We start from the raw sequence: 26,125 nt of genomic DNA on the forward strand, positions 1-26,125 counted from the left end.
AGCCCCCGCTAATGCAGCAGGGTCGAAAGCGCGCCGGCAAGTTCCTTCGCCGGATCCGATGGCAGCCAGTGCATTCGCCACGCCACATGGCCATCGGGGCGGACCAGCACGGCGCCGCGCATACCCAATTGAAACCCGTCGGCGGGATCAGCCGCCGGCAACTGCTTGAGCGAGAGCGACACTCCAGTTTTTTCGGACACTCGCCGCCCCGCCTCCAGCCACTCGCTGCCGAGCGGACCGGTGACGACAGAAAATTCCTTGTCGAACCAGTCCAGTGTCGAACGTTTGCGCGTCGAATCGAGCCAGACGTGCGGGAAACGCGCGCCGGGGCGGTCGGATGGGGCGTAGTGGCGGGAGTTCAGCGCCTTCGCGACGGTGCCGTCGGGGATAACAGCACCTTCCTCATAATTGTGTCCGAGATTCTGGCCGATGCTGTGCAGGTGATTGTCCATATCGTTGATCCAGAAACGGATGCGGTCCGGATTCCTCGATCGCACCGCGTCGTCGGTGAGGCCCATCCGCAGACGGTTGCCGAAGCTGAAGCTGGCGTTGGACTGCGCGACCGGGCGCCGTTCGCTCGAATAGCTGTCGAGAAGGCGCTCATCAGCCCAGCCCCTGAGCACGAATGCGAGCTTCCACGCGAGATTGTGCGCATCCTGCACCCCCGAATTCAGGCCGAAGCCGCCGGTCGGCGGAAAGCGGTGGGCGCAGTCGCCGACCAGGAACACCCGGCCCTTCCGAAACGTCTCCGCGACCTGCATGCTGACGCGCCAGATCGAGCGGTTGAGCAGCGCCACGTCGAGGTCGGGAATTCCGACGTGCTCGCGCGTCATCTCGATGAACTCCTGATCCGACCATGGCCGCTCGCGATCGTCCTTGGTCAGGCCGATCTGTGACACCGTCAGCCAGCGGTCGCGGCCATTGGTGTTGAGGATTGCCGCCCGCGGCAGATCGGGGTTGTCGGGGATCACCATGAAGCCCGCGGCCTCGCGCGCGATCGGCAGACACGACAGATCGGCCCGCCAATATTCGTTCGACATCACCGCAAGCGTGGCTGGTCCGACCATCTCGATCCCGGCGCTGCGGCGGGTCCGGCTGCCGGCTCCATCGGCCGCAATCAGGTAGGTCGCGCTCCATTCGGTGATTTCGCCCGACTTTTCGCAGCGCGTCCTGACGCGAACGCCGCTGTTGGTTTCCTCGAACGACTCACACTCGGTGCTGAACAGCACGGTGGCGTGTTTCGATCGCTCGACGACGCGGAGGATTTCCTCCTCGACCGCATCCTGTGCGACGAGACACTTCCATGCCGGGGTGTGTCCGAGATTTGGCTCGGGGCGGGTCCGGCCGAATTCGTGTCCCGCGATACTGTCGAGGAACACGAACATATCGGAATTGTCCTGCAGGCCGCGCTCGCGGATCGCGGTCTCGATTCCCCATTGCCGGAATATTTCCATGGTGCGGACCCAGCAGCCGCGCGACTTCGGATGATCGGTTGTGGTCGCGCTCTTCTCGGCCACCACGCAGTCGATGCCGAAGCGGTCGAGCAGCAGCGACATCGCGAGGCCGACCGGGCCGCCGCCTGCAATGAACACTGTCGTCCGGTGCGTTGCATTCGCAGCGATGCTCATGTGCGTCACTCCCTGTTTCGCCCTTGGCGCGGAGAGTGCTCGGATTTTTGTATCTCACAAGAATAAGTTTAATATGGTTGCCATCTCGATTTGAGATGGAGGCCGGCATGGACCTGCGACAGCTTCGCTACTTCGTTGCGGTTGCCGAACGCGGCGGGTTCGCGGCCGCAGCGAGCACACTCAACGTCGCCCAGTCTGCGCTCAGCCGCCACGTCAAGGAGCTCGAGCACGAACTCGGCGGCAAGCTGGTTGAACGCGGGGCGCGCGGTGTAACGGTTACCGAGTCAGGCAAGGTGCTGCTGGCGCGTGGACGCTGGCTGCTTGGCACCATCGACGATATCAAGGCCGAGGTCCGGACGGAAAATCGCGAGCCCAGCGGCACGGTTCGGCTCGGTGCGCCATCGAGCCTGGCCGACCTGCTTTATGCACCGTTCGCCCAGTTGTTCATGAAGAAATTTCCCCGGGTGCGGCTCGAACTGAGCGAGGGACTGACCGAAGGAATGAGCGACCGCCTGCTCCGCGGTGAACTCGACCTCGCAATCGTCACCACGCCGCAGCCTAACGACCATCTCGACTACGAGATGCTGGTCGTCGAGCAGGTATTTCTGATCGGCCCGCCGCGCGACCCCCTGCTCAAGCGGGGCAAGATGACCCGGAAGGAGTTCGACAACCTGCCGTGCGCCATCGCGCCACTCAGCCGCAACCCGTTCCCGTCGACAGTGCCTTTTTCGTTGCGCGTCGACAGCAGCGTCCCGTTGAAGCGGATCGTGGCATCCGGACTCGGCTACGGGCTGCTGCCGTTTTCCGGCATTCATGAAGAGGTCGCGGCCGGTTCGCTGTCGGCGGCGCTGTTGCCCTGGGCGAGCGCCGACCGCGTTTTGGCGTTGCCGCGCGGACGTCCCGTGAGCCGGGCAACACGGGAAGCGGTCGCAGCGCTAAAGGACGTGTGCAAGGATCTCGTTCGCGAGGGCAAGATCCTGGCCGTATCGCGCTTCAGCCATCGAGGATCGCGACCGCCCTCGTCCACCCCGCCGACGCGCGCTCGATCTTCACGGGGAAGCAGGACACCATGAAGCCGGTCGACGGCAGCTGCTCCAGATTGTGCAGCTTTTCGATATGGCAGTAGCCGATGTGCCGCCCGGCCTTGTGGCCCTCCCAGATCAGGCTCGCGTCCCTGGTCTCCGCATATTTCCTCGCGGTGTAGACGAAAGGTGCGTCCCAGCTCCAGCCGTCGATACCGGTCAGGCGCACCCCGCGCTCGAGCAGATACATCGTCGCCTCGTAACCCATGCCGCATCCCGAGGTGACGTAGTCGGGCCTGCCATACTTGGCGCCGGCGCTGGTATTGACGACGACGATCTCGAGCGGCGACAGCGTGTGGCCGATGCGCTTCAGCTCGGCCTCCACGTCCTTCGCCGTCGCCACATAACCATCCGGCAGATGGCGGAAGTCGAGTTTCACGCCCGGCTGAAGGCACCATTCCAACGGGACCTCGTCGATGGTCCAGGACCGTTCGCCGCGGTTCATGGTCGGATGGAAATGCCAGGGCGCATCGAGATGGGTGCCGTTATGGGTCGAGAGCGACACCTGCTCGACCGCCCAGCCCTGGCCATCGGGCAGATCCTCGGCCTTCAATCCCTCGAAGAACTGCAGCATCCGCGGCAGCCCCTGCTGATGGTCGATATACTGGATTGTCGGATGATTACCGGGCGGATCGGCCGGCACGTCATTCTGCAGGGGAACGGAGATGTCGATCAGTTTGCGCACCATGATGTCTCCTCGCTGATTGTTCTTGCATGGCGGCGCTACCCTGCCAGCCCGCTTCACACATCGGCAAGCCACATCCCCTCGATGCCGCCGGCCGGCTCCGGCGCATCGCGGACCCCGGCAGGCGGCGAAAAAAAGCCCCCTGCTTGAACCTTTTCAGCTGCTGGCACGACCTATCACCACTGGGGATTTAAGGGCCCAGCAATTAGCGCGGCGCCGTCCGGACGAACATATTCCGTCCGGGTGGCGCTGATGCGTTCTCCGATACAATCTCTGGTTCAAGACAGCGCCGGCGCCGGGGTTGCCGGGCAGTAAAGCCGTTGTGCACCGGTCAGGGCATAGAACGATCCACTGACGTGTCGGTGATTTGGTCGGGGCAGCTGGATTCGAACCAACGACCTGCAGTACCCAAAACTGCCGCGCTACCAGGCTGCGCTATACCCCGGCTTTTCCGAGAAGCCCTGTCGATACACGCATAAGCCGGCGCCAGCAAGGCGCCGATTGGGGCGCTTCATCGCGTTTTCAAAAGAAGTGGATGCCGGTTCGCATCAAGATACCGCGTCAAACAAGAAGATCAGTGGCTGCCAAACAGCGGGTGCGCTACCCGGTCGCCGGGTCGGATGCCGTATTTCTGAGCGGTCCCGGCAACCACCTCGAGAACGCCCCTGGCGAGGCCGCGCGACGGGATGATCCTGGTCGACATCGGTTCGGTGTTCTCGGCGATCCTGAGAATGCGGCCGTCGGCGCGGATGAAAATCATGTCGAGCGAGAGGTAGGTGTTCTTCATCCACATCGACACCTCCTGCTCCGGGGAGAAGTCGAACAGCATGCCTTTGCTGTCCGCCAGTTCCTTGCGGTACATCAGGCCGGTTTCCTTCTCCTCCTCGGTGGTCGCCATCTCGACCGAGAAGACGTGCACGCCGGACTTGGTGACGATTTCGAGCGGCTGGAAGGTCGCAGCCTGCGCGCCGGGACCGGCCAGCACGCCGAACAGGACCACGAGCGAGGCCACCAGCCATGAGCGAGGCCGGCTGACGAAGCGATCGAAATTCATGGTGAGATACTCACGCCAGGGATACGTCAAGGAAACGCCAGGGACATTTTCCGGCGGACCGTAACCTGACGATTGCGGCAAATGCCAGAGCCGTCGGGCTCACCCGGCGGCTCACGTTTACGTCAGGATGGCGAGATCAGTGCGACGACAGCGCCGACGGGCCGCTCTCGGGATGGATCTCGGCGGCCATCATGCCCTTGGAGCCGGGCCCGAAGCGCACCAGCACAAACTGGCCGGGGCGGAGCTCGGTCATGCCGAAGCGGCGCAGCGTCTCCATGTGGACGAAGATGTCGGGCGTGCCTTCCCCGCAGGTCAGGAAGCCGAAGCCGCGCAGCCGGTTGAACCACTTGACCTGCGCGCGCTCGAGGCCGCTGGTGGGGGTGACCGTGACATGGGTCCGCGGCGGCAGCATCTGCGCCGGATGGATCGCGGTCGACTCGTCCATCGAGACGATGCGGAAGGCCTGATAACCCTTCGCGCGCTGCACGCATTCGACGACGAGCCGCGCGCCTTCGTAGGCAGTCTGGTAGCCGTCGCGCCGCAACACCGTCACGTGCAGCAGAACATCCGGCCAGCCATTGTCGGGAACGATGAAGCCGTAGCCCTTGGAGGCGTCGAACCATTTGATGACGCCGGAGATTTCAACGAGGTTGGCCGCGGCATCGCCGAGGCCCGAGAACGCATCGATCGCCGGATCGCGCGACGCGCCGCTTGAATATTCGCCTTGCCCAATTCTGCCCTGTCCCGAACCGCCCGCCGGCGGTCCGCCGAGCTTCTTGGACTCAAATCCGTCCGACCCCATGACCCCGGACCCCACACATCAATTGCAGCTGGCCGCTGTTGCGGCGCAGCCTGAACACGCTGCCATCCATGACCGACTCAGAAGAACGCTGCGCGAATCTCTCGAATCAAAAGATAACACTCCCGCCTGTGGCGCATAGCTAAAAAAGCGAATCCGTCGGGAACTATGAACAGGCTTGCGAAGGAGCGAATCAAGCAGGCATCAGTTGCCGACGAAAGGACCGAGCGTCTCGCCGATGTCATGCCGGATCACGAGATCGGCAATATCGTCCTGATCGGTCGGCTCGTTGTTGATGATCACGAGCCGTGCGCCGCAGTTCTTCGCCATCATCGGAAATCCCGCAGCCGGCCACACCACGAGCGAAGATCCGATCGCCAGAAAGAGATCACAATGCTGCGCGAGTTCCGTTGCGCGCTGCATCGCATCTTCCGGCATCGCCTGCCCGAACGAGATCGTCGCGGTCTTGATCGGATCACCGCAGTCGGCGCAATCGGGCGCGCCGCCGCCTGCGTCGAAGTGCTGCTTCACCCACGAAAGATCGTATCGCTTCGCACAGCCGATGCAGCGGGCATAGGTCGTATTGCCGTGCAGCTCGATGACATCATCGGCCTCGAAGCCCGATATCTGATGCAAATTGTCGATGTTCTGGGTGACGATGCCCGGAACCTTGCCGGCGCGATAAAGCGAGGCAAGCGCGCGATGTCCGCGGCCGGGCCTCGCCGCAGCGAAGGTCGGTTCCATCGCGAAGCGACGACGCCATGACTCGTCGCGCGCGTCCTGGCTGGCGACGAATTCGTCGAACGGGATTGGCCGGTTACGGGTCCAGATCCCACCGGGCGAACGGAAGTCGGGAATTCCGCACTCGGTCGAGATGCCGGCACCGGTAAAGGGGACGATCGACGACGCCTCGGCGATCATGTTGCCGAGTTGCTCGACGCCGCTGCGCAGGTCCCTTGCAATCATGGCCCTTGCAATCACGTCTCTTGCAATCCCTGGAGATGATTCCGTCCGCCGCGACCAGCCTTATAGCACAGCCGGTCCTGCATGCGCGATCGACGCGCGCCAAAGGGCTGCTTTCGCGACCTGCCTTCGGTTGATCACATTGCAGCAACGCCGGCTCCGCACTCGCGCCCAAATCGCCGACGTCTATGCCGGTCGGGGGCGCCACCAGGAACGTGATGGGCAATGGCAGAGAACGAACACCGCCTCGCGCGCGAGCGCGAAGAGATCGCGGCACGCGTCGCCAGCTTCAGGGCCACGCAGGAGAAATTCGAGCGCGAGCGGCACGAATACTATGCCAACACCCTCGGCAATGCCTGGAGTGGATATCGAGCGGCAATCCAGACGCGCTGAAGATTGATCCCGATGGGCACCGGCGCAAATGAAAGACCCGGAGCGGTCGGCTCCGGGTCCTGATCGTTACCAGTGCCGCCAATAGCGGTGGTGATAATACGGACCGCCATAGTAGGCGTACGGGCCCGGTCCATAATAGCCGTAGTAGCGCGGGCCATAGTAATAACCGGGATAGTAGCCCGGCCCGTAATAGTAATGCGGACCGTAGGCGCCCACGACGCCTGCCGTGATCGCGCCCGCGGCCAGACCGAAGGCGAGGCCCGGGCCAATACCGCGCGCCTGCGCAGGTGCAGGCGCGCTCAACGTGATCGCGCCAACCGCCGTGACCGTCGCCAGAACTGCCAATGCCTTTTTCATGTGCAACCTCCTCACATAGGCCTGCCGGACCAACGCGGGTGCGCCGGGATGGTTGCCGGGTTCCCCTGATCACGATTGGCGCCTCGCCGCACCGACGAGGCATCAACGTGACGCGGGTTCCTTAGCCATGCGATTGCGCGGGGTCCACCATCGGTCAACGACGGAACGAATTGACAACCTCAGGGTTACAATCGCCCGGAAAGAGGTTGGCGTCATGCCAGCGTGGATGGAACTTCTGCTCAACGTGCTGGGCTTTGTCGGCTTCATCGGCATCGCGATGTATCACAAACGCCCGGACGAGAAGCTGCCCGACTGAGCGCCCGGCGGCAGCTATTCAGTTGGCCTTTTGCAGCTGACCTGCGATGCGCACCAACCTGTCGGCCTTCACCAGCGCACGCCCGTCATCCGGCTGTGGCCGGAGCCAGAAGCTCATCACGACAAACGCCGCGCAAAACAGCAGCCCCACCACCATCACGCGCCGGTGGGTCGGTCGATCCGCACTGTGAAACGTGGGCATCATGGCTGTCATCCCGATGCAGCCATATGGCTGTCATCCCGATGCAGCCATTCCTAGCGCAACCGCAGGTGGGGACAACGCGATGTTGCCCTTAACCTAACCAGGTAGGGTTATCGCTGCAGCGGGCGGCCGGCCTCCACACCTTTTCCCCCGCTTATCCGCAGCAAATCCACAGTCTGGCCAATCCGATTTGTCGAGCAGATCCACGATCTTGCTGCGCACAAATCCACAGGCACACGCTGCACAGTGGCAATTTATGCGTCGGCCATTCGCTTGAGGGTGGCGCGAAAGCTCATGCTCCGGGTACCCACCAGCACGGTCCCGAAGGCCTCCGCCTCGTCGCCCTGGAACGTCCCGGAAAAGCCGCTGGTCACCTCGTGCCCGCCGAACAGCGGCCTGACCAAGGGGTCCGCGAACGGCGTGTGCTGGTTGGTGCTGAGATGCCCCTTCCAAGTGCCGGCGCCCGCCGTGTATTCGCCGATCGACCAGAAGTAAGGCCCGCCGCCGATCAGGAGACCGTCGCGCAGGATCAGGACGCCGCTGTCGCGCCCCTTGACGCCGTCGGTCATATGGATGTGGATCGAATAGAGCCCATTCTTCATCGATCGCGCCCGCTCCCTCTGGGTCCAGTATGGCCCGAACCGGTATCGCACGCGAGCGGGGACCGTACCGGATTGTGAAGCGGGCCAGGCGGTGGCGCCCTGCCCCCGTCAAGCATTTGCTGGTATTGAGGGCCCGAACCATCAGGCCCAATCGTCCCCAGAAAACGCCAGGGAGCCAACAACCATGCGCTATCTCCACACCATGCTGCGCGTCCGCAACCTCGATGCCGCAATCAAGTTCTACCAGGATGCGCTCGGGTTGCAGGAAGTGCGCCGGATCGACAACGACAAGGGCCGCTTTACCCTGGTGTTTCTCTGCGCGCCCGAGGATCTCCATTTGCTCAAGAGCCTGCCGCAGACCCGCGGCGCGCCGCTGGTCGAACTCACCTACAATTGGGACGAGGAGAAATACGGCGAGGACCGCTATTTCGGCCACCTCGCCTACGAGGTCGACGACATCTACGCGACCTGCGCGAAGCTGATGAAGATGGGCGTCACGATCAATCGCCCGCCACGCGACGGCAACATGGCGTTCGTGCGCTCGCCCGACCTGCACTCGATCGAGCTGCTGCAGAAGGGCGAGCCGAAGGCTCCGGCGGAGCCGTGGACATCGATGCCGAACACCGGCCACTGGTAGGGTCCCCTACGGATTGCTCCGGCACGTCTGCCTGTCGCCTGCGATGGTGAGGCGGACGCGCCGCTTTCCCGCGACAGCCGCCGCGCCGAAATAGGAACCTGCTGCGGCCATTCGGGTTGGCTCCTCGAAAATGAGCGATGCGAGGAGACGACGCGATGGGAAAGGGAATCCTGCTTTGGCTGCTGGGTGTGCCGATTCCGGTGATCATCCTGCTGTGGTTGGTCTTTGGTCATTGAATTCGATCTGACACGTCGCGCGTAAGCGCTGCTGCGCGCATGAGGCCCTGTCGCCACGCGGCAGGGCCGCTATTTTCTTGCCCTCGGAACAATTCATCCCGCGCATTTCACGCGGGACTCCGCTAAGAACACGCCAACACAAAACGGCGGGAGAAACGTGTGACCGGCGGCAAGCAGCAACTGACGATCTGGGGCCGGGCCAACTCGGTCAACGTGCAGAAGGTGCTTTGGTGCCTCGCCGAGCTTGACGTCGCCTATCAGCGCATCGATGCCGGCATGCAGTTCGGCAAGAACGATCAGCCGGACTATCTGGCGATGAACCCGAACGGCCGCGTGCCGACGCTGGTCGATGGCGACTACGTGCTCTGGGAATCCAATTCGGTGATGCGCTATCTCTGCATGGCCTACGGTGAGGGCACGCCGATCTATCCGCAATCGCCAAGGGCGCGCGCCGCGGTCGACCGCTGGCTCGACTGGACGCTGTCGACGTTGCAGCCGGTCGACCGTCCGGTGTTCTGGGCGCTGGTTCGCACGGCACCGGAGAAGCGCGACATGATTCAGATCCAGAAGGATGTCGATGCCGAAGGTGTCGTGTGGCGCGTCGTCGAGGCCCAGCTCGCAAGCCGACGCTTCATCGAGGGCGATCAGTTCACGATTGCCGACATCGCGATCGGCGCCTTTGCGCGACGCTGGCTCGGTGTCGAGGGCGTCAGCAAGCCGACACTGCCCAATCTGCAACGCTGGTTCGACGAGGTGGCGGAGCGGCCCGGCTTTATCAGCTTCGTCGCGCCTCCGATGTCGTAGCGCACTCAGCGGCCGGAGGACATTCCGGCGCCAACGCTGATCGCGCCGCCGAGCTTGACGCAGGTGTCGGTGCCCTCGACCTTCACGAAGCCTGGCCCGAGCGACGCGCAGGGATTGCTCCGAGTGGTGGCTTTCGACGGCAGCGATTTCCCGGCATCCGATGGCGTCTGGAGATTGAGGCGACCGCCCTGCTGCGCGAGCGCGGCCACCGGAAGCAGAACAGCGATGACGACGAGGGATGTTTTCCGCATCCGGCCTTTTATCGCGCGAGGACGGACGAAGCCAGAGCACCGATGCCGATCGAGGAGCTAGCGCACAAACTTGACGCCGAATGTCTTGCCGCGACGCCACACCACCTCGCAGGCCCGGCCGGTGCGGGCATCGCGTGAGAAAGCCAGCCGCAGCCTCGCCGGCAGCGTGTTGTTGTCTTCGACCGTGATCTTGGCGCCCGATGACGAGATGTCCTCGACCACACAGGCCCGGGCGGCAAAGCCGCCATCGAGCGTGATCCAGCCGGCCTGGCGCAACGACTTGCGCGATTCGCGCTTTTTGGATCCGAGAGCCATCGCATCAATCCCAAGAAACAGTTGCACGAACAAGTTGGACGGACAGTTGCAAGAGCGGCAACCGGAAACAGCCTCAAGATTCGCCCCGGCCCAAGCGCCAGCCCTACTGCCGGCTGCTTTACAAAGGATTGAGAAATCGTACCGGATTGCTACGGTCGCCCGGCCAGGATCAATGGGGGCTCGCGACCGGGAAAAGGCCCGTTTGAGTGCTTGCCCGCCCGGGCAATCGCCACTATACGTTCGCCCGTCGCGGCCGTTGACCGGCGGCGAGTCCGGCGCGTCTGACGCTCAACGTATTGATTTGCCGGGAGTTTTGCTCCCTTCGTCTATCGGTTAGGACGCCACCCTTTCACGGTGGAGAGAGCGGTTCGATTCCGCTAGGGAGCGCCAGACTTGCGCGCCTAAAAACCCCCTAAAATCAAGCATTTACGCCTCTTCATTGACATTCTGCGGCTCTCGCTCCAGTGTAAACGTCGGTACACGACGTAGATACATGGACGGGATGAAGCGCCATGACGGCAGCGCCTGACTATTTGGTGCGGCGGAACGGTTTCTGGCAGTACCACCGCCGGGTTCCGAAGGCCTATGCAGGCCTCGCCGGCAAGAGCAAATTCGTAATCCTGTCGACGAAAATACGTGTCGCCGACGACCCCAAGGGCGCGAAGGCGGCTCGCGCGGCGGCCCGGCTCAATGAACAGCAAGAGGCTCGGTGGCGCGGCCTCGCCGCGGGCACGCCAGCCAAGCAACGCTATCAGGATGCTGTCACCCTGGCCCGGTCGCATGGCCTCGACTACCTGACGCCGACCGAGGCCGCCCTGCAGCAGATCAGCGCGCTCCTGGCCCGCATCGAGGTGCTGCAGGCCGGCGGACGCAAGACCGACGTGGTCACCGTCGACGCCGTGCTCGGCGCTGTCGAGAAGCCCAAGATCAAGCTGTCCGACTTGTTCGGCGAATACGAGCTGACGCAGAAGACGCCGCTCTCGAAAATGTCGGCTGATCAAGTCAGGAAATGGACCTCAGCAAAGCGGCGCGCGGTCGAAATCCTGATCGAGCAGCGCGGAGACAAGGTGCTGCAGGACCTCACACGCGCCGACGCGCTGGCCTATGCGGATTACTGGGAGGCGCGCACGATCTCCGAAGGCATCAGCGCGAGCTCGGCGAACAAATCAATCAGCCACGTCGGCGGCATGATCAGGGCGGTCGACAAGCGCTTGAAGCTCGGCCTTGACAACGTCTTCGCCGGCTGCAGGCTCGACGGCGGCCGCGATGGCAAGCGCGCGCCCTTCACCACCGACCACATCCGGAACGTCATTCTCGCGCCGGGCGCCCTCGCCGACCTCAACGAGGAAGCCCGCGACGTGGTCTATGTCGTGATGGAGACCGGCTGCAGGCCGAGCGAGATCGTCAACCTCACCAAAAACCGCATCGTGCTGGACGCCGACGTTCCCCACATCCGCATTGCGGCCGAGGGCAGGTTGTTGAAGACCGAGCACAGCGAGCGCGACATTCCGCTCGTTGGCCGGGCCTTGGAGGCGATGAAGCGGCACCGCGCCGGCTTCCCGCGCTATCACGACAAGGGCTCTACCCTCAGCGCCACGTTGATGAAGCACATGAAGGCGAGGAAGTTGCTGCCGACACCGAAGCACTCGGTCTATTCGCTCCGGCATAGCTTCAAGGACCGACTGAAGGCCGCAGAGGCGCCCGAGGAGTTGATTGACGAGGTGATGGGTCACGCCAACGGCAAGCCCCGATACGGCGATGGCTACGGCCTGCAGCTGAAGCAACGCTACCTGCAGGCGATCGCCTTCTGATCGCGCTCTTGGAGCCGGCGGCGAGCTCGCGCCATCACATCGTCCTTCGACCGCAAGGCCGCGATCTCGCGCTCCAGCCGCTCGACATAGGGCTCGAACTGCGACCGATCGTGCAGCACCATCACCTCGGAGACGAGGTCGAGCGCGGCTTCGAGCCGTTCGATGGTGACTGGATTAGGCAAAGGTGTTCTCTGTCAGGCGCGCGCGCCGTAACCAGCGGCTTCATGCGCGCTACACTGAGAGATTCCCGCGCCACATCGGCGACAGCAAGCACCACGAGTCTCACGACTCCGAGAACGACTCGCGACATGCTCGCGCGCTGCGGAACGTAGCGAAAAAGTGTTTCGTACTTAAATGATCGGTGCACCGTCGTGACGACGGCGCGGCCTTTAAGGGAAACCGCTAGGTGAATCACACCCTCACCCAGAACTGAAAAAGCCCCAGCGCTGGGCAAGCGCAAGGGCTTTAGCAGTAGTTGAGGAAGGTTTGTGAGAGACGGCTTCGCCTCCGTCTGATCACCGGCATCAACAGCGTCAGGAGCGCTGCAGACATGTCAGTATCTAAGAATCCGTCTCCTAACAGTCAAGCAGCCGGCGAGGCCAAACGCAGCACCGCGGATCAATTCGCGTGGTTGCGACAGGTCGCACTCGACCCTGTTCTGCCGGCAGCTGCACCGCGCGTTGCGATCGCGCTCACCGGATACTTCAACAGGGAGCATGGTGGCTGGGCGTGGCCGTCACAGCAGACCTTGGCCGACGAACTCGGCCTACACGAACGGACGGTGCGGACTGCACTCTCGGCAATGGTCGAGCGCGGGCACCTCCTCGCAAAGCGGCGCGGTCGAGAGGAGACCAACCTCTACCACCTCGCACTCAAAAACAGCGACAGTGACCGGAAGAAAACTTCCGCTCACACAGAGGAAGTGACCGGCAATAATCTGCCGGTCATGACCGGCAAGATTGTGCAGAGTGACCGGAAAAATCGTGTCAAAGTGACCGGAAGAAAACTTCCGCCTAACCCTCTTAATGAACCCTTAGAAGAACCCTTTGAGGGGAAAACACCCCCGACGAAGGGGAATGTTCGCAAGGTGACGGCGCGTCGTCGACCATCGACTCCATGGCCTGATGGCTTCCACCTCGAAGACGACCTAGCAGACCACGCCGCCGCCAAGGCAGGCTGGAGCCAAGGCCGGGCCTTCGAGGAGTTCGACCGCTTCCAGAACCATCACCTCGCCAAGGGCAGCATCTTCTCGGACTGGCGAGCGGCTTGGCGCACCTGGGTCGCCACCGGCATCAAGTTCGACCGCGAGCGCGCCCAGCAGAACGGCGCCGTCATCGATCAGGCTGGCAACCCAAACGCGCCGCCGCCTAACAGGCCGCCTCCATCATGGCGCCGCCCCTCGAACATGCAGCGCGCGATGATGGGAGGCGACGATGACTGAGATCGCGACCCGCACCGAGACCGGGCTCAGCGTCGCCAAGGTCATGACCACCGCCTTGGCGCCGTACAGGATCATCGAGGGCTGGCCCCGGCTCGATCTCATCAACGACACGCCAGAACGGAAACTGACGTGGGTCGACAGCAACGGCGAGCTGACCGTGCTGCGCACCACCACCGACAAGGCCAAGAGGTGGGAGTTGAACTGTCAAGCCTATGCGTTGCAGGGAGCCATGCCGGACATGCCCGAGATCATCGCCGCGCACAAGGTCGTCGACCACGCCATCAAGACGTTGCCGACCTACCGCGAGCGCAAGATGCTGGCCGGCATGCTGCTCGACGGGCTCGGCATCAAGGCCGAGGAAGCATCAGCGACCTATGCGGAGGCCCTTGCATGGACGCTGGAGCACGTCGCGCCGGGTGAAGAGGAAAGGCACCGGAGGACAGCCGACTGCATCGACCACATCCCGGCGCCAGCCATTGCCGCGGCGATCGACTGGCTCTGGCGCAACCATGCGGAGACCTACGGCAGGCCGCCGCCAATCCACTTGGTGCTGGAGAAGTGCACGAAGTTCCGCGCAGAGCTGTGTCGGGTACGGCATCGCATCGCCGACTACGGGCACGCGCACAAGCGGCTCGGCCAGCTCATCACCGCCACCAACGGCGACATACCGGACGTCGCCGACGACGCTGATGTGCCGTTCTGAGGAAAAGCGGCCCCAGCACGAGGTGGTGGTTCGGTGCTGGGGCCGCCGTGAGGCGGGTTGCCCGAGGTGGGGGCCAGGATGACAACCCGCGAACACGATAGGCTGAGGGGCGCCCAGGTGGCAACGGCTCAGGGGGGAGGTGGTGGGGAAATCCGCGACCACACACCCCCTCGCCCCTGAATATTTTACTTCGACCGTCATCGAAGCGTGCCGGTCACCCCTTTTGCTGATGCAACCTACGATACACAAAAACCGCGCGCGCGAGATGCTGAGACAACATACTGTGCCGGTCACCCCATCGGCTGGTTCTCGCGCTAAGAGCGGTGACAAGGAAAGTGGTCGAGGGTAGTCGTCGCGCTTGCAGAAGGCTGGCGGCACTGCCGAGGGATACCCTTGAATACAAGCACGGACGGTGTTACGTGTAGCTCAACCGACATTGAGATAACCGTAACAGGCATGGTCGCCATGACAAACACCGGCAAGTTCGTCTGCTACTACCGCGTATCTACTGTACGCCAAGGCAAATCCGGCCTTGGCCTTGAGGCGCAAAAGCATGCCGTCACCGAGTTCCTCAACGGCGGCGATTGGTCGATCGTCGGCGAGTTCACCGAGATCGAGAGCGGCAAGCGGTCCGATCGGACGGCTTTGGGCAAGGCGCTTGCCATGTGCCGCCTGCACGGCGCCAAGTTGGTGATTGCCAAGCTGGATCGATTGAGCCGCAACGCGGCGTTTCTGTTGAATCTGCGGGATAGCGGCGTCGACTTCGTTTGTGCCGACATGCCGAACGCGAACAAGCTGACGGTCGGCATCATGGCCATGGTTGCCGAAGACGAGGCCGAGCGCATATCAGATAGAACCAGAAAGGCACTGGCCGCAGCAAAGCGGCGCGGCGTCACGCTTGGCGGTTTCCGTGGCAAGGTGCCAACAGCAAAGCACCGTGCGCTGTCTGCGGAGGCCCGCCAGCGCGCGGCCAGTAACCGGGCCTCTGATATTGGTCCCGTCATTGCAGAGCTGCAGGCGGCCGGGAAAACGAGCCTGCGGGACATCGCGGCTGGACTCAATGCGCAGGGTATTCCGACATCGCGCGGCAACGGCGCGTGGACTGCAGTGCAGGTCGCGCGTGTGCTGGCGCGGCTGTCATGGGAATAGTCATCATGAAGTCGCCACGCGCTCTGCGCTATCCCGGCCGGCGACCGGGCTACACCCGTGCTCAGCTGGAGTTAGTGCGGAAAATGCTCGACGAGGACGCCACCGTTGTCGAGATCGCCTTGGCGACCGGTCTCTCCAAGCCTTGCGTTTATCGCATTCGGCGCGATCCTGCCGCTGCAGAGGCCTCGCTCGCAAAGTGGGGTGATTGATCTCGCCCTCGATCTCGACGGGCCGCGCCTTGAGCGAGGGCCTTGTCGATTTCAGTAGCCGAACAGCCGGTGTCCCGCTGGGCCGGTGAAGAAGGTCCAGATGAGCCACCCGATAACGATTCCGAAAAGGCACATCATCACGAGCCGCGGTATGCCGTCGCTGTCGCGCGCTAGTGGCCGCCCCACCAGCCAAAGCCCCACGGCGATAGCAATCGCGACGACCCATGCAATGATGAGTAGCATTTGGTGAATCCCCCTCGAAGACCCGGTCAACACTAACGGCACCAACAGCTGCGGAGCTAGAGCCCCTCCCCCTCGATCAACCGCCCCGCCCGCCCCGCGCCGAGCCCGCCCATGCGCTGGCCGATCCTGGCCGTGCCGGAGAGACCGGAGCCTCGTCAGGCCTCCCACCGACCTCCCCCGCAAATCCTAGAGGGCCGGAACCCTACACCATTTCGGTTTATTAGCAAAATATAACTTGGGATTATGTTCCTCTGCGCTTATATTCTTCTTTGAAAGCCCTTGTATCGCCCTTCACAAATAGCCGCGCCGATGGGCGTTGCGGCCGGCGCTAGAGCTGTATTTCGCTCAGTGGCGCGCTCAGTGAGAACAGTCACCATGTCATCGCGTCATCCCACCGCGCTCAGTGCACGGTCGCACGACCGCGCCGCTCGCAAGCGCAACAGGCGTGACACCGTTGCACTGCGCCGGGCCACCGCTGGCGATCTGCAGGCCCAGCGCGCCAGCCTCGATCTGGGCCGATGGTTTCGAGCAACGGACGGCAGGCGAGATCACGACGACGCCACCGTGGCCGCGATCAGGTACGCGCAGGAGTTGATCAGGCGGGCGCTGGAGCGGCGCCAGCATGTCGACGGCGTACTGATCGAGCGCCTGCGGCTCGCCACTGGCCGGCTAGAACTACACGTGGAAGCCGGCCGCCTGCGGCTTCACCCTGATGTCTTGATCGAGGTCCGCATGGTCGCGGCCGAGATCGCAGCGCAGCTGTTCCAGAGCGCCACCTAGCACAACACGCATCAACCTAAACGACCGGAGGCCCGCCCATGGCGACCGACGACGAAACCCTATTGACCGGTGCCGAGCGCAAGCGAGCCGGCGGCCTTGAAGGTTCGCGCCGGGCGAAGGAAGTGCCTGCTGAGATCGCGAAGCAGCGCGAGGAGCTGGCGCAGCGGTTGGCGGCTGATCTCGGCCGCCCGGCAACGGCGATCGACGGGGTGGCCATCGAACAGCTGGCCAGCTTGGTAACAGAGGCCCGGCGCCTTGAAGCGCGCGGCCGGTGGACGAAGGCAATGGAGATCCGGCACGAGATCGCGATCGCCATCAAAAGCACGGGCCTTCGTCCGGAGCCGCCAGTAGCGGCGAAGTCCCAGCCGGAATCGATGGCCGATTACCTGAAGCGCACGGCTGAAGCGTCATGATCGAGATCCCCAACATCGTCGCCAGCATGGAGCACCCCGGTCTGTTCAGGACATGGTTTGACGGCGCGAGCTGGAACGGGTGGAAGTCCATCGCCAAGGCGACCAACGGCTTGCCGATGTCGCCTGCGGATGTGGCCTTCTTCAAGTCCGTTGCCGGTGGTCGCGAGCCACCGAAACGCAGGCCCCGCGAGATCTACGTTTTGGGCGGGCGGCGAGCTGGGAAAGACTCGTACACTTCCGGCGTAGCAGCCCACACAGCCGCGAGCTTCAATCCACGCGGAATACTGCGACCAGGTGAACGTGCTGTCGTAGTTTGCGTCGCGGTAGACAAGGATCAAGGACGGATCATTTGGAACTATTGCCGCGCCTTCTTTGAGCGGATCAAGCCGTTCTCCGCCATGGTCACGAGACTAGCGGAGAGCGACAACATCATCGAGCTGTGCAATCAGGTCGATGTCATCGTGATGTCCGGTGCGCGTCCCGCTGCGCTGCGCGGTCGACCGATCCTCCTGGCCGTACTGGACGAATGTGCACACTTCCAATCAGGCGATGGAGCCACCTCTGACTCCGAATTGCACGCCGCGATTTTGCCATCGATGGCGACGATACCGCAGGCCCAGCTGATCGGCATATCGACGCCACACCGGCGGGACGGCCTACTGTTCAATCAGTGGCGCCGATATTTCGGGCGCGACACCGACGACGTGGTGGTGATCCAAGCGGCGAGTCACGTTCTCAACCCGTCGCTCGACACTCGCGATCGTGATCGGCAACTGCAAGAAGATCCCGCCCGGGCACAGGCCGAGTGGTTCGCGCTGTGGCGCGACGACTTGGTTTCATTCATCGATCCGGCGACGGTCGACCGTGCCGTTGTAGCGGGTCGGATTGAGCTGCCGCCCTCGCCCGGCATCCAGTACACCGCAGGCGTCGACCCGTCCGGTGGCTCCAGCGACAGCATGACACTGGCAATCGCGCATGCTGATGGCGAGCGCGGGATTTTGGATCTGGTGCGCGAGTGGAAGCCGCCCTTCTCGCCGGATCTGGTGTGCCGCGAGATCGCTGAAATCTGCCGCCGCTACGGCACGACAACAGTGCTTGGAGACAACTACGGTGGCGAGTGGCCGAAGGAGCGCTTCCGAGCCCATGGCATCGATTACCAGCTTGCCGGCAAGTCACGCTCCGATCTCTATCTGACCTTGCTGCCGGCGTTGAACACGCCGGGCCGGATCGAGTTGTTGGATCATAAGCGGCTCACCGCGCAACTCTGCGGATTGGAGCGGCGCACCACCAGATCCGGCAAAGACTCCGTAGACCATCCGAGCGGAGGCCATGACGACGTCATCAACGCCGCCGCGATCGCGCTTGTCGGCGCGGCTCTGGCGCCGCAGGGCGCGGCCTGGGGTTGGCTGGAGTACATGCGCCGCGAGTGCATCAAGGCTGGCCTCGATCCGGATCGCCTTCCCAACACCGACTACGACGACGTGCGAGCACCGGCGCCCGATTGGGGCTGGCGCTTCTAAAGGAGAACGCAAAATGGACACCTACAACACCATCAACCGTGCTCGCATCGAACAGGCCGAGGATGCCCGCGCGGAGATCGAAGCCAGAGTCGCCCGGATGTCCAAGGCCGAGGTAGACGCAGAACTGATGCGCTTGCCGGCCTCACCGGAGACCGACGCAGACATCATCGCCCGCGCTACGCTGATGCAGCGCCGCCTCGATCTTGAGGCCGCGAAGCAGACTCCGAAGATCGACCCCGCCGAGGAGGCTAGATTGGTCGACATCTTCATTCCGGCAGGTTGTGACATCGGATGCATGCAGGACGGCACCAGCGGTAACGCGGGCCGGTTCTATTATCGCAGGCAACACGCCGATGGCCGGTGGATGATCCGGGCACCTTGGAACTGTTGGCTGGCGGTCATCTCCGGCCGTGTGAACACCGCAGGCCTCGGCGCTCATGAGTGGACAGCCGCCAATTCACATCTGGTCCAGCGTCTTCCTGTCGCGCCACGATCCAACGAAGTAGCGATGGGGCCGAGATGATCACCCTTATCGCACCCGACGACGCCGCCGTATTCCGGAGGATCACCCTGTCTTCCGGTCACACGGTGCGGCCACGGTTCAGCGAGCACGCCACAACGGTCATCGTTGCAGCCGAAGCTGACGCCGTCGAGCTCGAGGCTGAGGGTTGGACTCGCGTCAAGTACACCAGGAGGTTCATGCCATGATCTACCGCGATATCCCCAACCACGAAGCAGCGCGCGACTGCGCAAAACGCCATGCTCACGCCGTCGGGCTCAACGTTGATGAGCACCGCACTCGCATCGTGTTCGGCGAGGTGACGGTCGGCGAGTTCGGCCGCCTCATGGTCGAGCACCTGACAGCGCAGGACCTGCTCACCTTACACGCCGTTCCGATCAAGCTCACCGAGATCGACCGCGATCTCCGCGGCGCGATCGTCAACGCCTCTGCGGCCTTCGCGGCGGCCACCAGCGCCGAGGAGCAGGTAAAGCAGAAGGAGCTGATCGGCATCCTGATCGCATCGATAGCTCACCGGCACCCCGCTGTTGGCGCGACCATTCGCGAGATCAAAATCCGCGAGAGATACGCGGCTCTATGAGGAGAACACACCATGACTATCAGATTGCTCAACACGAACAACCTGCCGGCGACCGGCATCAATCCGCCCGCCAACTGGCCAAACGGCAAGCAGTACTCGATCCCTGTGAGCGGCACCCTTGATGTCGCCGGCGTCGACGAAGCTGCGATGTTGGCAGGTCAGCACAATGGCGGGGCCGGCTTCTTCATCGTCGGCGATTCGTCCGGCCCGACGTCGGCTCGCCCAGTCAACATCCGGATTGGGTGGATGCATGTCGACACCACGCTCAACAAGACCGTGACGTTTGACGGCAGCACGTGGCGCGACCCCGCCACGGGCGCCGTGGTCTGAAGCAAGGAGTGAAACAATGTCTGTAACAGTTGTGATGCTGCCGCCACCGGGCCAATTCCCTACTTTGGTTCATCTGCCTGACGGGAGTGTCGGCAAGATGATTGTCGACCCCGTCACGAAGGTCACCCAGTTTGAAATCCCCGCCAAGTTCATTGGCGTGTTGCTGGGCGCCGGCTGGTCGGTGGTTCAGACCTCGTGAAAACACTGAGGCTTCGGCTTGACCGCCTGCAGGTCGAGCCGGCCCCGCATGTCGACTCCGGAAGTAAGAGCGATATGTGCGGGCACCCTCCTCTTGCGCGGGGCCATTCTCCGCCTCGGCGCGCGCACGCGTCGAGTAAGAAAGACAACCTCCGCCGGCCTCGCGCAGCGCGCCATCGTTGCGGACAAGGTTGTCGTCGTGCGCGCACCAATTGCTTTGCAGGAAAAAGACAATGGAACATGGAATAATCGCGGACTGGATCACCAACCGCGGGTTCGGTCTCATCAAGCCTGATGCCGGCGGCGACTATGTGTTCTGTCACATTACCATGATGCCGAGCGGCATCACGCCGGTCGCAGGCATGAGGGTGGCCTACAACATCATCGAGGGCACGCGGTCCGGCAAGCCGCGCGCCCGCGACGTGCAGGTGCTGTCGTGACCATCGATTTATATAAGATCCTGGCTACCCGATTACGTCGTTGGCAAAGGCAAGCAGACTTTGCGGGATCTCAAGACCTAGTTGTTTGGCGGTTTTTAGATTTACGACGAAATCGAACTTCGTGGACATTCTGACCGGCAGGTCCGCTGGCTTGATGCCAGCGAGAATTTTGCCGACCAAATCGGCCGCTGCGATGAGGTTATCCGCGTAGTCGTCGCCGTAGCTCATCAGACCGCCTCGTAATGCAAACTGGCGGCTAGTATAGATAGCTGGAATTTTATATCGTTCGGTCAGTGTCACTATCTTTTCGGCAAAGGCCGGGTCGAAAAAGGTCGGCTCTGAGCCAAGCATCAGTGCGCCAGCAGCGTTCTCCGCGAATGTCGCAAGAGCGGCCTCAAGCTGGGCATCAGTACGATATTCAATGACAATGAGCTGCCGCCTGAGTGCATCCGCTGCCGCCGTCAGGCGCTTCTTCTCCTCTTCGAATGACCAGAACCACCGGCCACCACTCAAATATGCGACCGTCGTTGCCGATGGAACGGCTTGGCACAGCAGATCGAGCCTTTTTGCCGCAAGCTCGGTGCCGAAGAACGCCACTCCAGTAACGTTCCCGCCGGGTCGGTTCAGGCTCTCGACGAGGCCCAACTTCACTGGATCCAGTCCGATGTTGACGAAAACGACGGGAATTGTGGTTGTGGCGTGCCTTGCCTGCACCGCCGGACCGCCATTAGAAGCCACTATCACTGTTACCTTCTGACGATCAAAATCGCTCAGAATTTCACGCCATTGGCCAGGTGTCGTACCGCCGCGATAATCAATGACCACGTTCTGACGATCGATATATCCGGCTTTTTCCAAGCCTGTTGCGAACGCATGAAAGCGGTCTTGGATCTTTGTTCCGAACCCCAATACCCCAATAACCGGCAACGCCGACCGCTGTGCGCGCCCCACAATCGGCCACGCGGCCGCAGCGCCGCCGAGCAGTGCGATGAATGTCCGTCGCCTCATGCGTGCTCTCCGCGCGGAGCCCGGCCAGCAGAAACATACCATATTTTTGGGGCCTGCGGCGCGAAAGCGGCCTTGAGGGCCTCCAGCTGGCGCCCGTCAGGTTTTGGTCCTGCGCCGTCCGTCGGAAAATATTAACGGGCAGGGTGTGCGTGGTCTCCGCCGTCTAATTAGGGTGAAATTTTCTTCCCGAGCTTAGACAAAAACTTGTCGAGAGCGTCGGCCTTCGCTCGATCCGCCGGGCTTAGCTCTTGGCGATCCAGCTTCCGCAACAACTCCGTCATACTGCTTTCCGCGTGCCGGGTGCTGGAAGGGAATATCCCTAGCGTCAAAAACTCTGGATCTGTGAGGCCCTCTTCGTGATCTCCAGGCGAAGCTATCACGAGTGAAACGTCCGCGTGACTGCAGAACCCGTGCCAGATGCCACTGACGTTGGTCATTTCGCTTAGAGACGGGGGTCCTATCTTAGGAATAGAGTGTGTCGACGAGACCCAGTCCACCACTCGTCGAAGTGACTCAGCCTGGGCCAGCGTTAAAGGATCGCGGGTAGTGTTGGGGTCTTGCCGATGCTCATACCCGGGGCGCGCCGCAATGCTGCTTATCTCGATGCCGATGTAATACGCGTTTGCGTTTCCTACATGTGTCGTTTTCTGGCCAGTGTCGCTTACCTGAACAATCTCACCATCTTTTCCCACTAGGAAGTGGGGGTAGTGTGTGGCGGTCTGAAAGTTTGCCGCTGACTGAGCAAAGCGCGGGTTTTCAGGGCGATGGAGAATGCAGCCGACCGGGCTTGGACTGATGAATGCGCCTTTGCCGGGTCGGTTGAGATAATTCACCCCGTACATGACAGCCATCGCAGCCCCCCTACTTACGTAGATAGGTTCGCAAATCTATGGAAGCTTATCACGAACAAGCTCTCCTGCCATCGAAGCGCTCGGCCCACAGGTGATTTCCAGTCTCGGCGGCGATCGACAGGACACACCCATCTCCAATCGCGGAAAAAATCTCGCCCGGGATCCACCGCCTCGCCTCCTCGCGGAAAAAAATCCTAGCCAGCAACTCCGTACACCTGCAAGGCCCCGGTCGGGCCGCATCGTCAGGGTGCGATCCAAACGCCGGCGCCGAGGATCGCCAGCATGACCACAATGACCACCAAGTCGGTTGTCAGCCAGTCTGGCAAGCGTGATTCAGGCATGGTCGTCGGCCTCCTGGCCCAAAGGCCTGGGAAAAATCCCAGTGATGATCCGTGGTCGCACGTTCCCGGCCGCAGGTTCATGGCGACGCCGTATTCGTCGCGAGACCGATGCCTTGGTGAGCGACTTTCCAAAACGTAAATGGAAAACTTGGTCGAGGCGCTGAAGGCTCCGGCTGCGAGCGCATCTTCTTTGAGAAGCAATCTGGCAAGTCGCGCGATGACCGGCCCGAGTTTTGGCAAGCTGATGAAGGCTTCTGCTGCCCGGCGATGCCGTAGTGGTGACCAAGCTGGACCGCCTGGCGCGTTCTAGCCGCGACCTCCACAAACATCATCGACGAACTGGGGGGCCTCTCTGTGGCGTTCCTATCGCTTGGCGAGGCATGGTGCGACACCACGACCGATGTTGGCCGCCTCATGCTTACCATCATGGGCGGCATCGCCGAGTTCGAACGGGGCCTGATCCGCAAGCGCTGCGAGGAAGGCATCGCCCGAGCCGAGCGGCAGGGGAAGCAGTTCGGCCGCCCCTCGGCGCTGGATGTCGGTCAGAAGAGGGTCATTGCTGATCGCTACGGAAAGGGGGCGACGATCCCCGAGAGCGAACGCCTCGATTCGAAAGTGGGCCATCGCATGCGGATCTCGGTGGCGAGGTCGATCGCGACGCGGCCGACGTCGTGGACGAAGGCGTTTCTCGATGTAGTTGGCCGGCGACGTCGAGGACTCTAGGAATGGCTAAAACGGCAGATTGAAGGGGTTGGAATAATCAGTACCGGGAACGGGATCGACATCGAGGGACGCGTAGTAAAGATAACCCGGGGGATCAGGATGACGAGGAGCGGCGTCTTGATTCTGGATTAGCACCATTTGCAGGCCGCGTTGCAGCATCGGACCGATCGCCGGAGCAACTGCGTCTGAGCGCACATTACTATAAACGCCCATTATATTTGACACGATGTCCATGAAAGCCTGTAGCTGGTTTACTTTGAGCGAGCGGGTAGCATCAGTGAAGATCGCGGCAGCCCTGCCGCTTCTCATCCACCGCAATGTAATAGCATTGCGGGCATCTTGCGCCGCAATGCGCATGTAAGTGGCGATATCCGCCCCATAAACTGCTTTTTCACCGCTAGACGCATTCATAAGAAATTGAATTTGCTCGCCAGACCTCGCATCTTTTAGCGCCCTCCACCTATTAGCCGATCCAGCTGCGCTCCCAAGTGTACCTGCGAATGAAGCTACCTCTAGGCCAATGGACACGCCCTGGTACCATGTCTGCGAATCGAGGTTGGTCAACCCGATTGACTTGGGGTCTGCCACGGCAATTATGACACGGCCAATGGAAATGCCGCATTGCGCACCGGTGGCGGCCACACCAAGCGCTGTGAGGCCCAAGAGCGGAGCGCATCCACCCGCAGTTCCCACAGTGCAGACTGCTGTCCCCGCGCTGGCAATCCCCAGAAGCACCATTGCACCGCAATTAAGCCCGGCGCCAATCAGCTCGCTGGCCACCATATCGGCGTTTGTCTGCTTGTAGGGCTTGGGGGGCGCCATCACTTCACAAGGTGCGAGGTCTATTTCTTGAATTACCAAATACGTGTCGAGTCCGGTTACGTGCCCGGATGCCCGCAACATATTGGTTGACATGCCATCTAAGTAGACTACTCCGGCTCCCCGCATCTCCGGGACTGTGTCCATTGCTGCATACAGGCGCCCTAAATCTTCCTGGCGAATTATCATCGTTGGCTCCTCGATATCTCCTCGGAAGAATAACGCCGCCAAGCCCGGAGTAATGGGTTTATTTGCTGGGGCCCATTAAAATCCCCCAGCACATTGGTTCGTCCATTTTTGGCGGCTGAAGGTTCACAATAAAAAGGCCTGCTCAAGGTCCGTTGTTACCCCGGACAGTGGAGACCCAACGAGGCTGGGCAGTTGGCGGCGTTGATCATCGCCACGCCGGCCGAGCACCAAGCGCGCCCTCGACGGCAAGGTGCGCACCGCCAGCTGGAGGATTTTAGCGGCGACACTCTGACCCGGTGCATGCTCATACTCGATCGCAAGCGTATCCGAGCGGCACGGACTGTTAGACGCATCAAGGCGGCTCGGCGCAGGAGTAGACCGGCCGAGCGCGTCGCCGCCTAGAAGCAGCTACACCACCGTCATCAGCGACAGGCCCGCCCCGCCCGGCGGGCCTTGTGCGTAGATACATGACGCCGATACATGACACAGACATGAAAATGTAAGCTACTGGAATCTAACCGATAATCGGAACGTAGGTTGTGGTTTCATTCCGCTAGGGAGCGCCAATCAGGTCAATCGCTAAAGTGACGTCCCGAGATCCGTGCCCAATGGATGTCAAATAAGCGGCGCGCCCCCGCTTAGCCATTAAGGGTAGCTTAAGCAGTTACCGATGAGCGTCCCGGGTCCCATGAATCCAGTGGTCCCAGGGAGAGCGTCTCGTCGTTCGCAGGGGTTAGGGGACACCGAGCGGCTTGCCGATCACATCCGGCCATCGATGTATGATCTCCGCCTTTGCCCCATTGGCGGTCAGGGAGGTCTTCTGCACGAAGGCGCCGACGACGCAGCCTTTCGTGCCCCCATCATGGCTGCCTAGATAAAACTTTGTCGCTCGCAAGCCTTCCATCAAATTTACGATCTCCGCATCGCTCCTGAGGTGGAGAGCGCCATTGGTAATTACGCCGAGTTGCTCCAGCGCCTCCGGACCGGGATCGGGAGCAAAGCGGAGAAATGGAATTCTAGTCAGTTCAAGAGAGCCCTCATCCAACTTGTCGAGAGTGTCGCCGAGCAGCCACGTTCGATAGGCTTCCCAAGATCGAGACCGTGCGGACCAACCTCCAAAGAAAACCTCGAGCCCGATCTCCGCCTTTGTAGCCCCATGGGCTTGACTGACAGCTGAATAGGCACACTTCGGCATGGCGTCGACGGCGGCATCAAAGGTTGTATATTTGTCGCACGCGAATTCCAGAAGACTGGTTGCCAGCATCGGTCCGCGAGCAGCCATGATCATGGGCTGGTGAACAAAAATTTGAGCCTTTCGGCACGGGTTAAGATACGCACCATTTCGGGCGTCGAGCGAGGCACCATCTGTGTAGATGACGATTCCGTCGCTCTTCGCTAAACAGATTATTGCGGTCAAAGCGTCACCTGATCGTCAAATGCTCGATTATTAATCACCCCGCCGGGGTCAATGCCAGCTGTTCCGACTTACGGTCTAATCCGCAATCGCCAAGTTGCTCGCGAAAATCCACACTTG

General features: G+C 62.0%; 34 protein-coding genes and 2 tRNA genes. 19 read left to right on the plus strand and 17 right to left on the minus strand.

The features are described 5' to 3' along the window. Positions 1-8 precede the first annotated feature (8 nt). Positions 9-1,628: an FAD-dependent monooxygenase gene (locus JQ586_RS28360; protein WP_212397922.1), complete on the minus strand. Its 1,620-nt coding sequence runs from the start codon at positions 1,626-1,628 to the stop codon at positions 9-11. Between the two features lie 95 nt (positions 1,629-1,723). On the opposite strand from JQ586_RS28360, the gene JQ586_RS28365 reads away from it, so the two are divergent. Next, the gene (locus tag JQ586_RS28365; RefSeq protein WP_212397923.1) at positions 1,724-2,701 is read left to right on the plus strand and encodes a LysR family transcriptional regulator; all 978 of its coding nucleotides are present in this window, start codon (positions 1,724-1,726) and stop codon (positions 2,699-2,701) included. Here JQ586_RS28365 and JQ586_RS28370 read toward each other — a convergent pair. The 5 genes from JQ586_RS28370 to JQ586_RS28390 form a co-directional block, all read right to left on the minus strand. After that, the gene (locus JQ586_RS28370; RefSeq protein WP_212397924.1) at positions 2,622-3,398 is read right to left on the minus strand and encodes a cyclase family protein; all 777 of its coding nucleotides are present in this window, start codon (positions 3,396-3,398) and stop codon (positions 2,622-2,624) included. The two genes, JQ586_RS28365 and JQ586_RS28370, sit on opposite strands and share 80 nt — an antisense overlap. A 365-nt stretch (positions 3,399-3,763) precedes the next feature. After that, a tRNA-Pro gene (locus JQ586_RS28375) sits at positions 3,764-3,840 on the minus strand. A gap of 129 nt (positions 3,841-3,969) precedes the next feature. Then, positions 3,970-4,449, minus strand: coding sequence for a DUF192 domain-containing protein (locus JQ586_RS28380; RefSeq protein ID WP_212397973.1), 480 nt, complete (start codon positions 4,447-4,449; stop codon positions 3,970-3,972). Positions 4,450-4,585: 136 nt separating this feature from the next. Then, positions 4,586-5,251 (minus strand): cold-shock protein, encoded by a 666-nt coding sequence (locus tag JQ586_RS28385; protein ID WP_212397925.1) that lies wholly within the window; start codon positions 5,249-5,251, stop codon positions 4,586-4,588. A 201-nt stretch (positions 5,252-5,452) separates the two neighbouring features. Then, positions 5,453-6,214 carry a Sir2 family NAD-dependent protein deacetylase gene (locus JQ586_RS28390; protein ID WP_212397926.1) on the minus strand — a complete coding sequence of 254 codons (762 nt, stop codon included), beginning with the start codon at positions 6,212-6,214 and terminating at the stop codon, positions 5,453-5,455. 222 nt (positions 6,215-6,436) lie between these two features. Here JQ586_RS28390 and JQ586_RS28395 point away from each other — a divergent pair, with 222 nt between their 5' ends. Continuing rightward, complete coding sequence (locus JQ586_RS28395; RefSeq protein ID WP_212397927.1) at positions 6,437-6,604, plus strand: hypothetical protein; 168 nt, start codon at positions 6,437-6,439, stop codon at positions 6,602-6,604. Positions 6,605-6,670: 66 nt separating this feature from the next. Here JQ586_RS28395 and JQ586_RS28400 read toward each other — a convergent pair whose 3' ends face one another. The 3 genes from JQ586_RS28400 to JQ586_RS28410 all read right to left on the minus strand — a co-directional run bounded on the left by JQ586_RS28400 (position 6,671) and on the right by JQ586_RS28410 (position 8,080). Further along, complete coding sequence (locus JQ586_RS28400) at positions 6,671-6,961, minus strand: hypothetical protein (RefSeq protein WP_212397928.1); 291 nt, start codon at positions 6,959-6,961, stop codon at positions 6,671-6,673. Positions 6,962-7,295: 334 nt separating this feature from the next. After that, positions 7,296-7,481: a hypothetical protein gene (locus JQ586_RS28405; protein ID WP_249148253.1), complete on the minus strand. Its 186-nt coding sequence runs from the start codon at positions 7,479-7,481 to the stop codon at positions 7,296-7,298. 251 nt (positions 7,482-7,732) lie between these two features. After that, positions 7,733-8,080, minus strand: coding sequence for a GrlR family regulatory protein (locus tag JQ586_RS28410; RefSeq protein WP_212397930.1), 348 nt, complete (start codon positions 8,078-8,080; stop codon positions 7,733-7,735). A gap of 184 nt (positions 8,081-8,264) precedes the next feature. Between JQ586_RS28410 and JQ586_RS28415 the strand changes: the two genes are divergently transcribed. Then, positions 8,265-8,717, plus strand: coding sequence for a VOC family protein (locus JQ586_RS28415; RefSeq protein WP_212397931.1), 453 nt, complete (start codon positions 8,265-8,267; stop codon positions 8,715-8,717). Positions 8,718-9,112: 395 nt separating this feature from the next. Further along, positions 9,113-9,757, plus strand: a complete 645-nt coding sequence (locus JQ586_RS28420) for a glutathione S-transferase family protein (RefSeq protein ID WP_212397932.1) — start codon at positions 9,113-9,115, stop codon at positions 9,755-9,757. Between the two features lie 5 nt (positions 9,758-9,762). Here JQ586_RS28420 and JQ586_RS28425 read toward each other — a convergent pair whose 3' ends face one another. After that, positions 9,763-10,008, minus strand: a complete 246-nt coding sequence (locus JQ586_RS28425) for a hypothetical protein (RefSeq protein ID WP_212397933.1) — start codon at positions 10,006-10,008, stop codon at positions 9,763-9,765. Positions 10,009-10,065: 57 nt separating this feature from the next. Beyond that, complete coding sequence (locus JQ586_RS28430) at positions 10,066-10,323, minus strand: PilZ domain-containing protein (RefSeq protein WP_212397934.1); 258 nt, start codon at positions 10,321-10,323, stop codon at positions 10,066-10,068. Positions 10,324-10,638: 315 nt separating this feature from the next. On the opposite strand from JQ586_RS28430, the gene JQ586_RS28435 reads away from it, so the two are divergent. Both JQ586_RS28435 and JQ586_RS28440 read left to right on the plus strand, forming a co-directional pair. Then, positions 10,639-10,713 (plus strand) — tRNA-Glu (locus JQ586_RS28435). Between the two features lie 122 nt (positions 10,714-10,835). Then, positions 10,836-12,134 carry a tyrosine-type recombinase/integrase gene (locus JQ586_RS28440; protein ID WP_212397935.1) on the plus strand — a complete coding sequence of 433 codons (1,299 nt, stop codon included), beginning with the start codon at positions 10,836-10,838 and terminating at the stop codon, positions 12,132-12,134. On the opposite strand, the gene JQ586_RS28445 is transcribed toward JQ586_RS28440, so the two are convergent. After that, on the minus strand, positions 12,110-12,316 hold the full coding sequence (locus tag JQ586_RS28445) for a hypothetical protein (RefSeq protein WP_212397975.1): 207 nt from the start codon (positions 12,314-12,316) through the stop codon (positions 12,110-12,112). The genes JQ586_RS28440 and JQ586_RS28445 overlap by 25 nt on opposite strands. Before the next feature lie 368 nt (positions 12,317-12,684). Between JQ586_RS28445 and JQ586_RS28450 the strand changes: the two genes are divergently transcribed. The 4 genes from JQ586_RS28450 to JQ586_RS28465 all read left to right on the plus strand — a co-directional run bounded on the left by JQ586_RS28450 (position 12,685) and on the right by JQ586_RS28465 (position 15,636). Next, on the plus strand, positions 12,685-13,575 hold the full coding sequence (locus tag JQ586_RS28450; protein ID WP_212397936.1) for a helix-turn-helix domain-containing protein: 891 nt from the start codon (positions 12,685-12,687) through the stop codon (positions 13,573-13,575). Then, a complete protein-coding gene (locus tag JQ586_RS28455) occupies positions 13,568-14,278 on the plus strand; it encodes a hypothetical protein (protein WP_212397937.1) in 711 nt (236 codons plus the stop codon). The genes JQ586_RS28450 and JQ586_RS28455 overlap by 8 nt, the downstream gene beginning before the upstream one ends. A gap of 465 nt (positions 14,279-14,743) precedes the next feature. Next, the gene (locus tag JQ586_RS28460) at positions 14,744-15,427 is read left to right on the plus strand and encodes a recombinase family protein (RefSeq protein ID WP_212397938.1); all 684 of its coding nucleotides are present in this window, start codon (positions 14,744-14,746) and stop codon (positions 15,425-15,427) included. Positions 15,428-15,432: 5 nt separating this feature from the next. Continuing rightward, positions 15,433-15,636 (plus strand): helix-turn-helix domain-containing protein, encoded by a 204-nt coding sequence (locus JQ586_RS28465; protein ID WP_249148254.1) that lies wholly within the window; start codon positions 15,433-15,435, stop codon positions 15,634-15,636. Positions 15,637-15,687: 51 nt separating this feature from the next. Here the strand turns inward: JQ586_RS28465 and JQ586_RS28470 are convergent, their stop codons facing one another. Continuing rightward, positions 15,688-15,879 (minus strand): hypothetical protein, encoded by a 192-nt coding sequence (locus JQ586_RS28470; RefSeq protein WP_212397940.1) that lies wholly within the window; start codon positions 15,877-15,879, stop codon positions 15,688-15,690. A 375-nt stretch (positions 15,880-16,254) separates the two neighbouring features. Between JQ586_RS28470 and JQ586_RS28475 the strand changes: the two genes are divergently transcribed. From JQ586_RS28475 to JQ586_RS28510, 8 genes are all read left to right on the plus strand, one after another. Next, complete coding sequence (locus JQ586_RS28475) at positions 16,255-16,659, plus strand: hypothetical protein (RefSeq protein WP_212397941.1); 405 nt, start codon at positions 16,255-16,257, stop codon at positions 16,657-16,659. 38 nt (positions 16,660-16,697) lie between these two features. After that, positions 16,698-17,072: a hypothetical protein gene (locus tag JQ586_RS28480; protein ID WP_212397942.1), complete on the plus strand. Its 375-nt coding sequence runs from the start codon at positions 16,698-16,700 to the stop codon at positions 17,070-17,072. Continuing rightward, positions 17,069-18,592 (plus strand): hypothetical protein, encoded by a 1,524-nt coding sequence (locus JQ586_RS28485; protein WP_212397943.1) that lies wholly within the window; start codon positions 17,069-17,071, stop codon positions 18,590-18,592. Before JQ586_RS28480 ends, JQ586_RS28485 begins: the two co-directional genes overlap by 4 nt. 13 nt (positions 18,593-18,605) lie before the next feature. Then, complete coding sequence (locus tag JQ586_RS28490) at positions 18,606-19,115, plus strand: hypothetical protein (RefSeq protein WP_212397944.1); 510 nt, start codon at positions 18,606-18,608, stop codon at positions 19,113-19,115. A gap of 181 nt (positions 19,116-19,296) precedes the next feature. Next, entirely contained in the window at positions 19,297-19,692 is a 396-nt protein-coding gene (locus tag JQ586_RS28495; RefSeq protein ID WP_212397945.1) for a hypothetical protein, read from the plus strand. A 12-nt stretch (positions 19,693-19,704) separates the two neighbouring features. After that, positions 19,705-20,022, plus strand: coding sequence for a hypothetical protein (locus JQ586_RS28500; protein WP_212397946.1), 318 nt, complete (start codon positions 19,705-19,707; stop codon positions 20,020-20,022). A gap of 16 nt (positions 20,023-20,038) precedes the next feature. Continuing rightward, positions 20,039-20,221 (plus strand): hypothetical protein, encoded by a 183-nt coding sequence (locus tag JQ586_RS28505; protein ID WP_212397947.1) that lies wholly within the window; start codon positions 20,039-20,041, stop codon positions 20,219-20,221. A gap of 232 nt (positions 20,222-20,453) precedes the next feature. Further along, positions 20,454-20,660, plus strand: coding sequence for a cold-shock protein (locus tag JQ586_RS28510; RefSeq protein WP_212397948.1), 207 nt, complete (start codon positions 20,454-20,456; stop codon positions 20,658-20,660). Between the two features lie 24 nt (positions 20,661-20,684). Here JQ586_RS28510 and JQ586_RS28515 read toward each other — a convergent pair whose 3' ends face one another. Both JQ586_RS28515 and JQ586_RS28520 read right to left on the minus strand, forming a co-directional pair. Continuing rightward, entirely contained in the window at positions 20,685-21,668 is a 984-nt protein-coding gene (locus tag JQ586_RS28515) for an ABC transporter substrate-binding protein (protein ID WP_212397949.1), read from the minus strand. A gap of 167 nt (positions 21,669-21,835) precedes the next feature. Next, positions 21,836-22,519 carry an N-acetylmuramoyl-L-alanine amidase gene (locus tag JQ586_RS28520; protein ID WP_212397950.1) on the minus strand — a complete coding sequence of 228 codons (684 nt, stop codon included), beginning with the start codon at positions 22,517-22,519 and terminating at the stop codon, positions 21,836-21,838. Between the two features lie 695 nt (positions 22,520-23,214). On the opposite strand from JQ586_RS28520, the gene JQ586_RS28530 reads away from it, so the two are divergent. After that, on the plus strand, positions 23,215-23,583 hold the full coding sequence (locus tag JQ586_RS28530) for a recombinase family protein (protein ID WP_409411024.1): 369 nt from the start codon (positions 23,215-23,217) through the stop codon (positions 23,581-23,583). Positions 23,584-23,589: 6 nt separating this feature from the next. On the opposite strand, the gene JQ586_RS28535 is transcribed toward JQ586_RS28530, so the two are convergent. Continuing rightward, positions 23,590-24,591 carry a hypothetical protein gene (locus JQ586_RS28535; protein ID WP_212397952.1) on the minus strand — a complete coding sequence of 334 codons (1,002 nt, stop codon included), beginning with the start codon at positions 24,589-24,591 and terminating at the stop codon, positions 23,590-23,592. 733 nt (positions 24,592-25,324) lie between these two features. Next, positions 25,325-26,008, minus strand: a complete 684-nt coding sequence (locus tag JQ586_RS28540; RefSeq protein WP_212397953.1) for a hypothetical protein — start codon at positions 26,006-26,008, stop codon at positions 25,325-25,327. Positions 26,009-26,125 lie beyond the last annotated feature (117 nt).

Source organism: Bradyrhizobium jicamae (genome assembly GCF_018130215.1).
GTDB classification, from domain to species: Bacteria; Pseudomonadota; Alphaproteobacteria; order Rhizobiales; family Xanthobacteraceae; genus Bradyrhizobium; species Bradyrhizobium jicamae_A.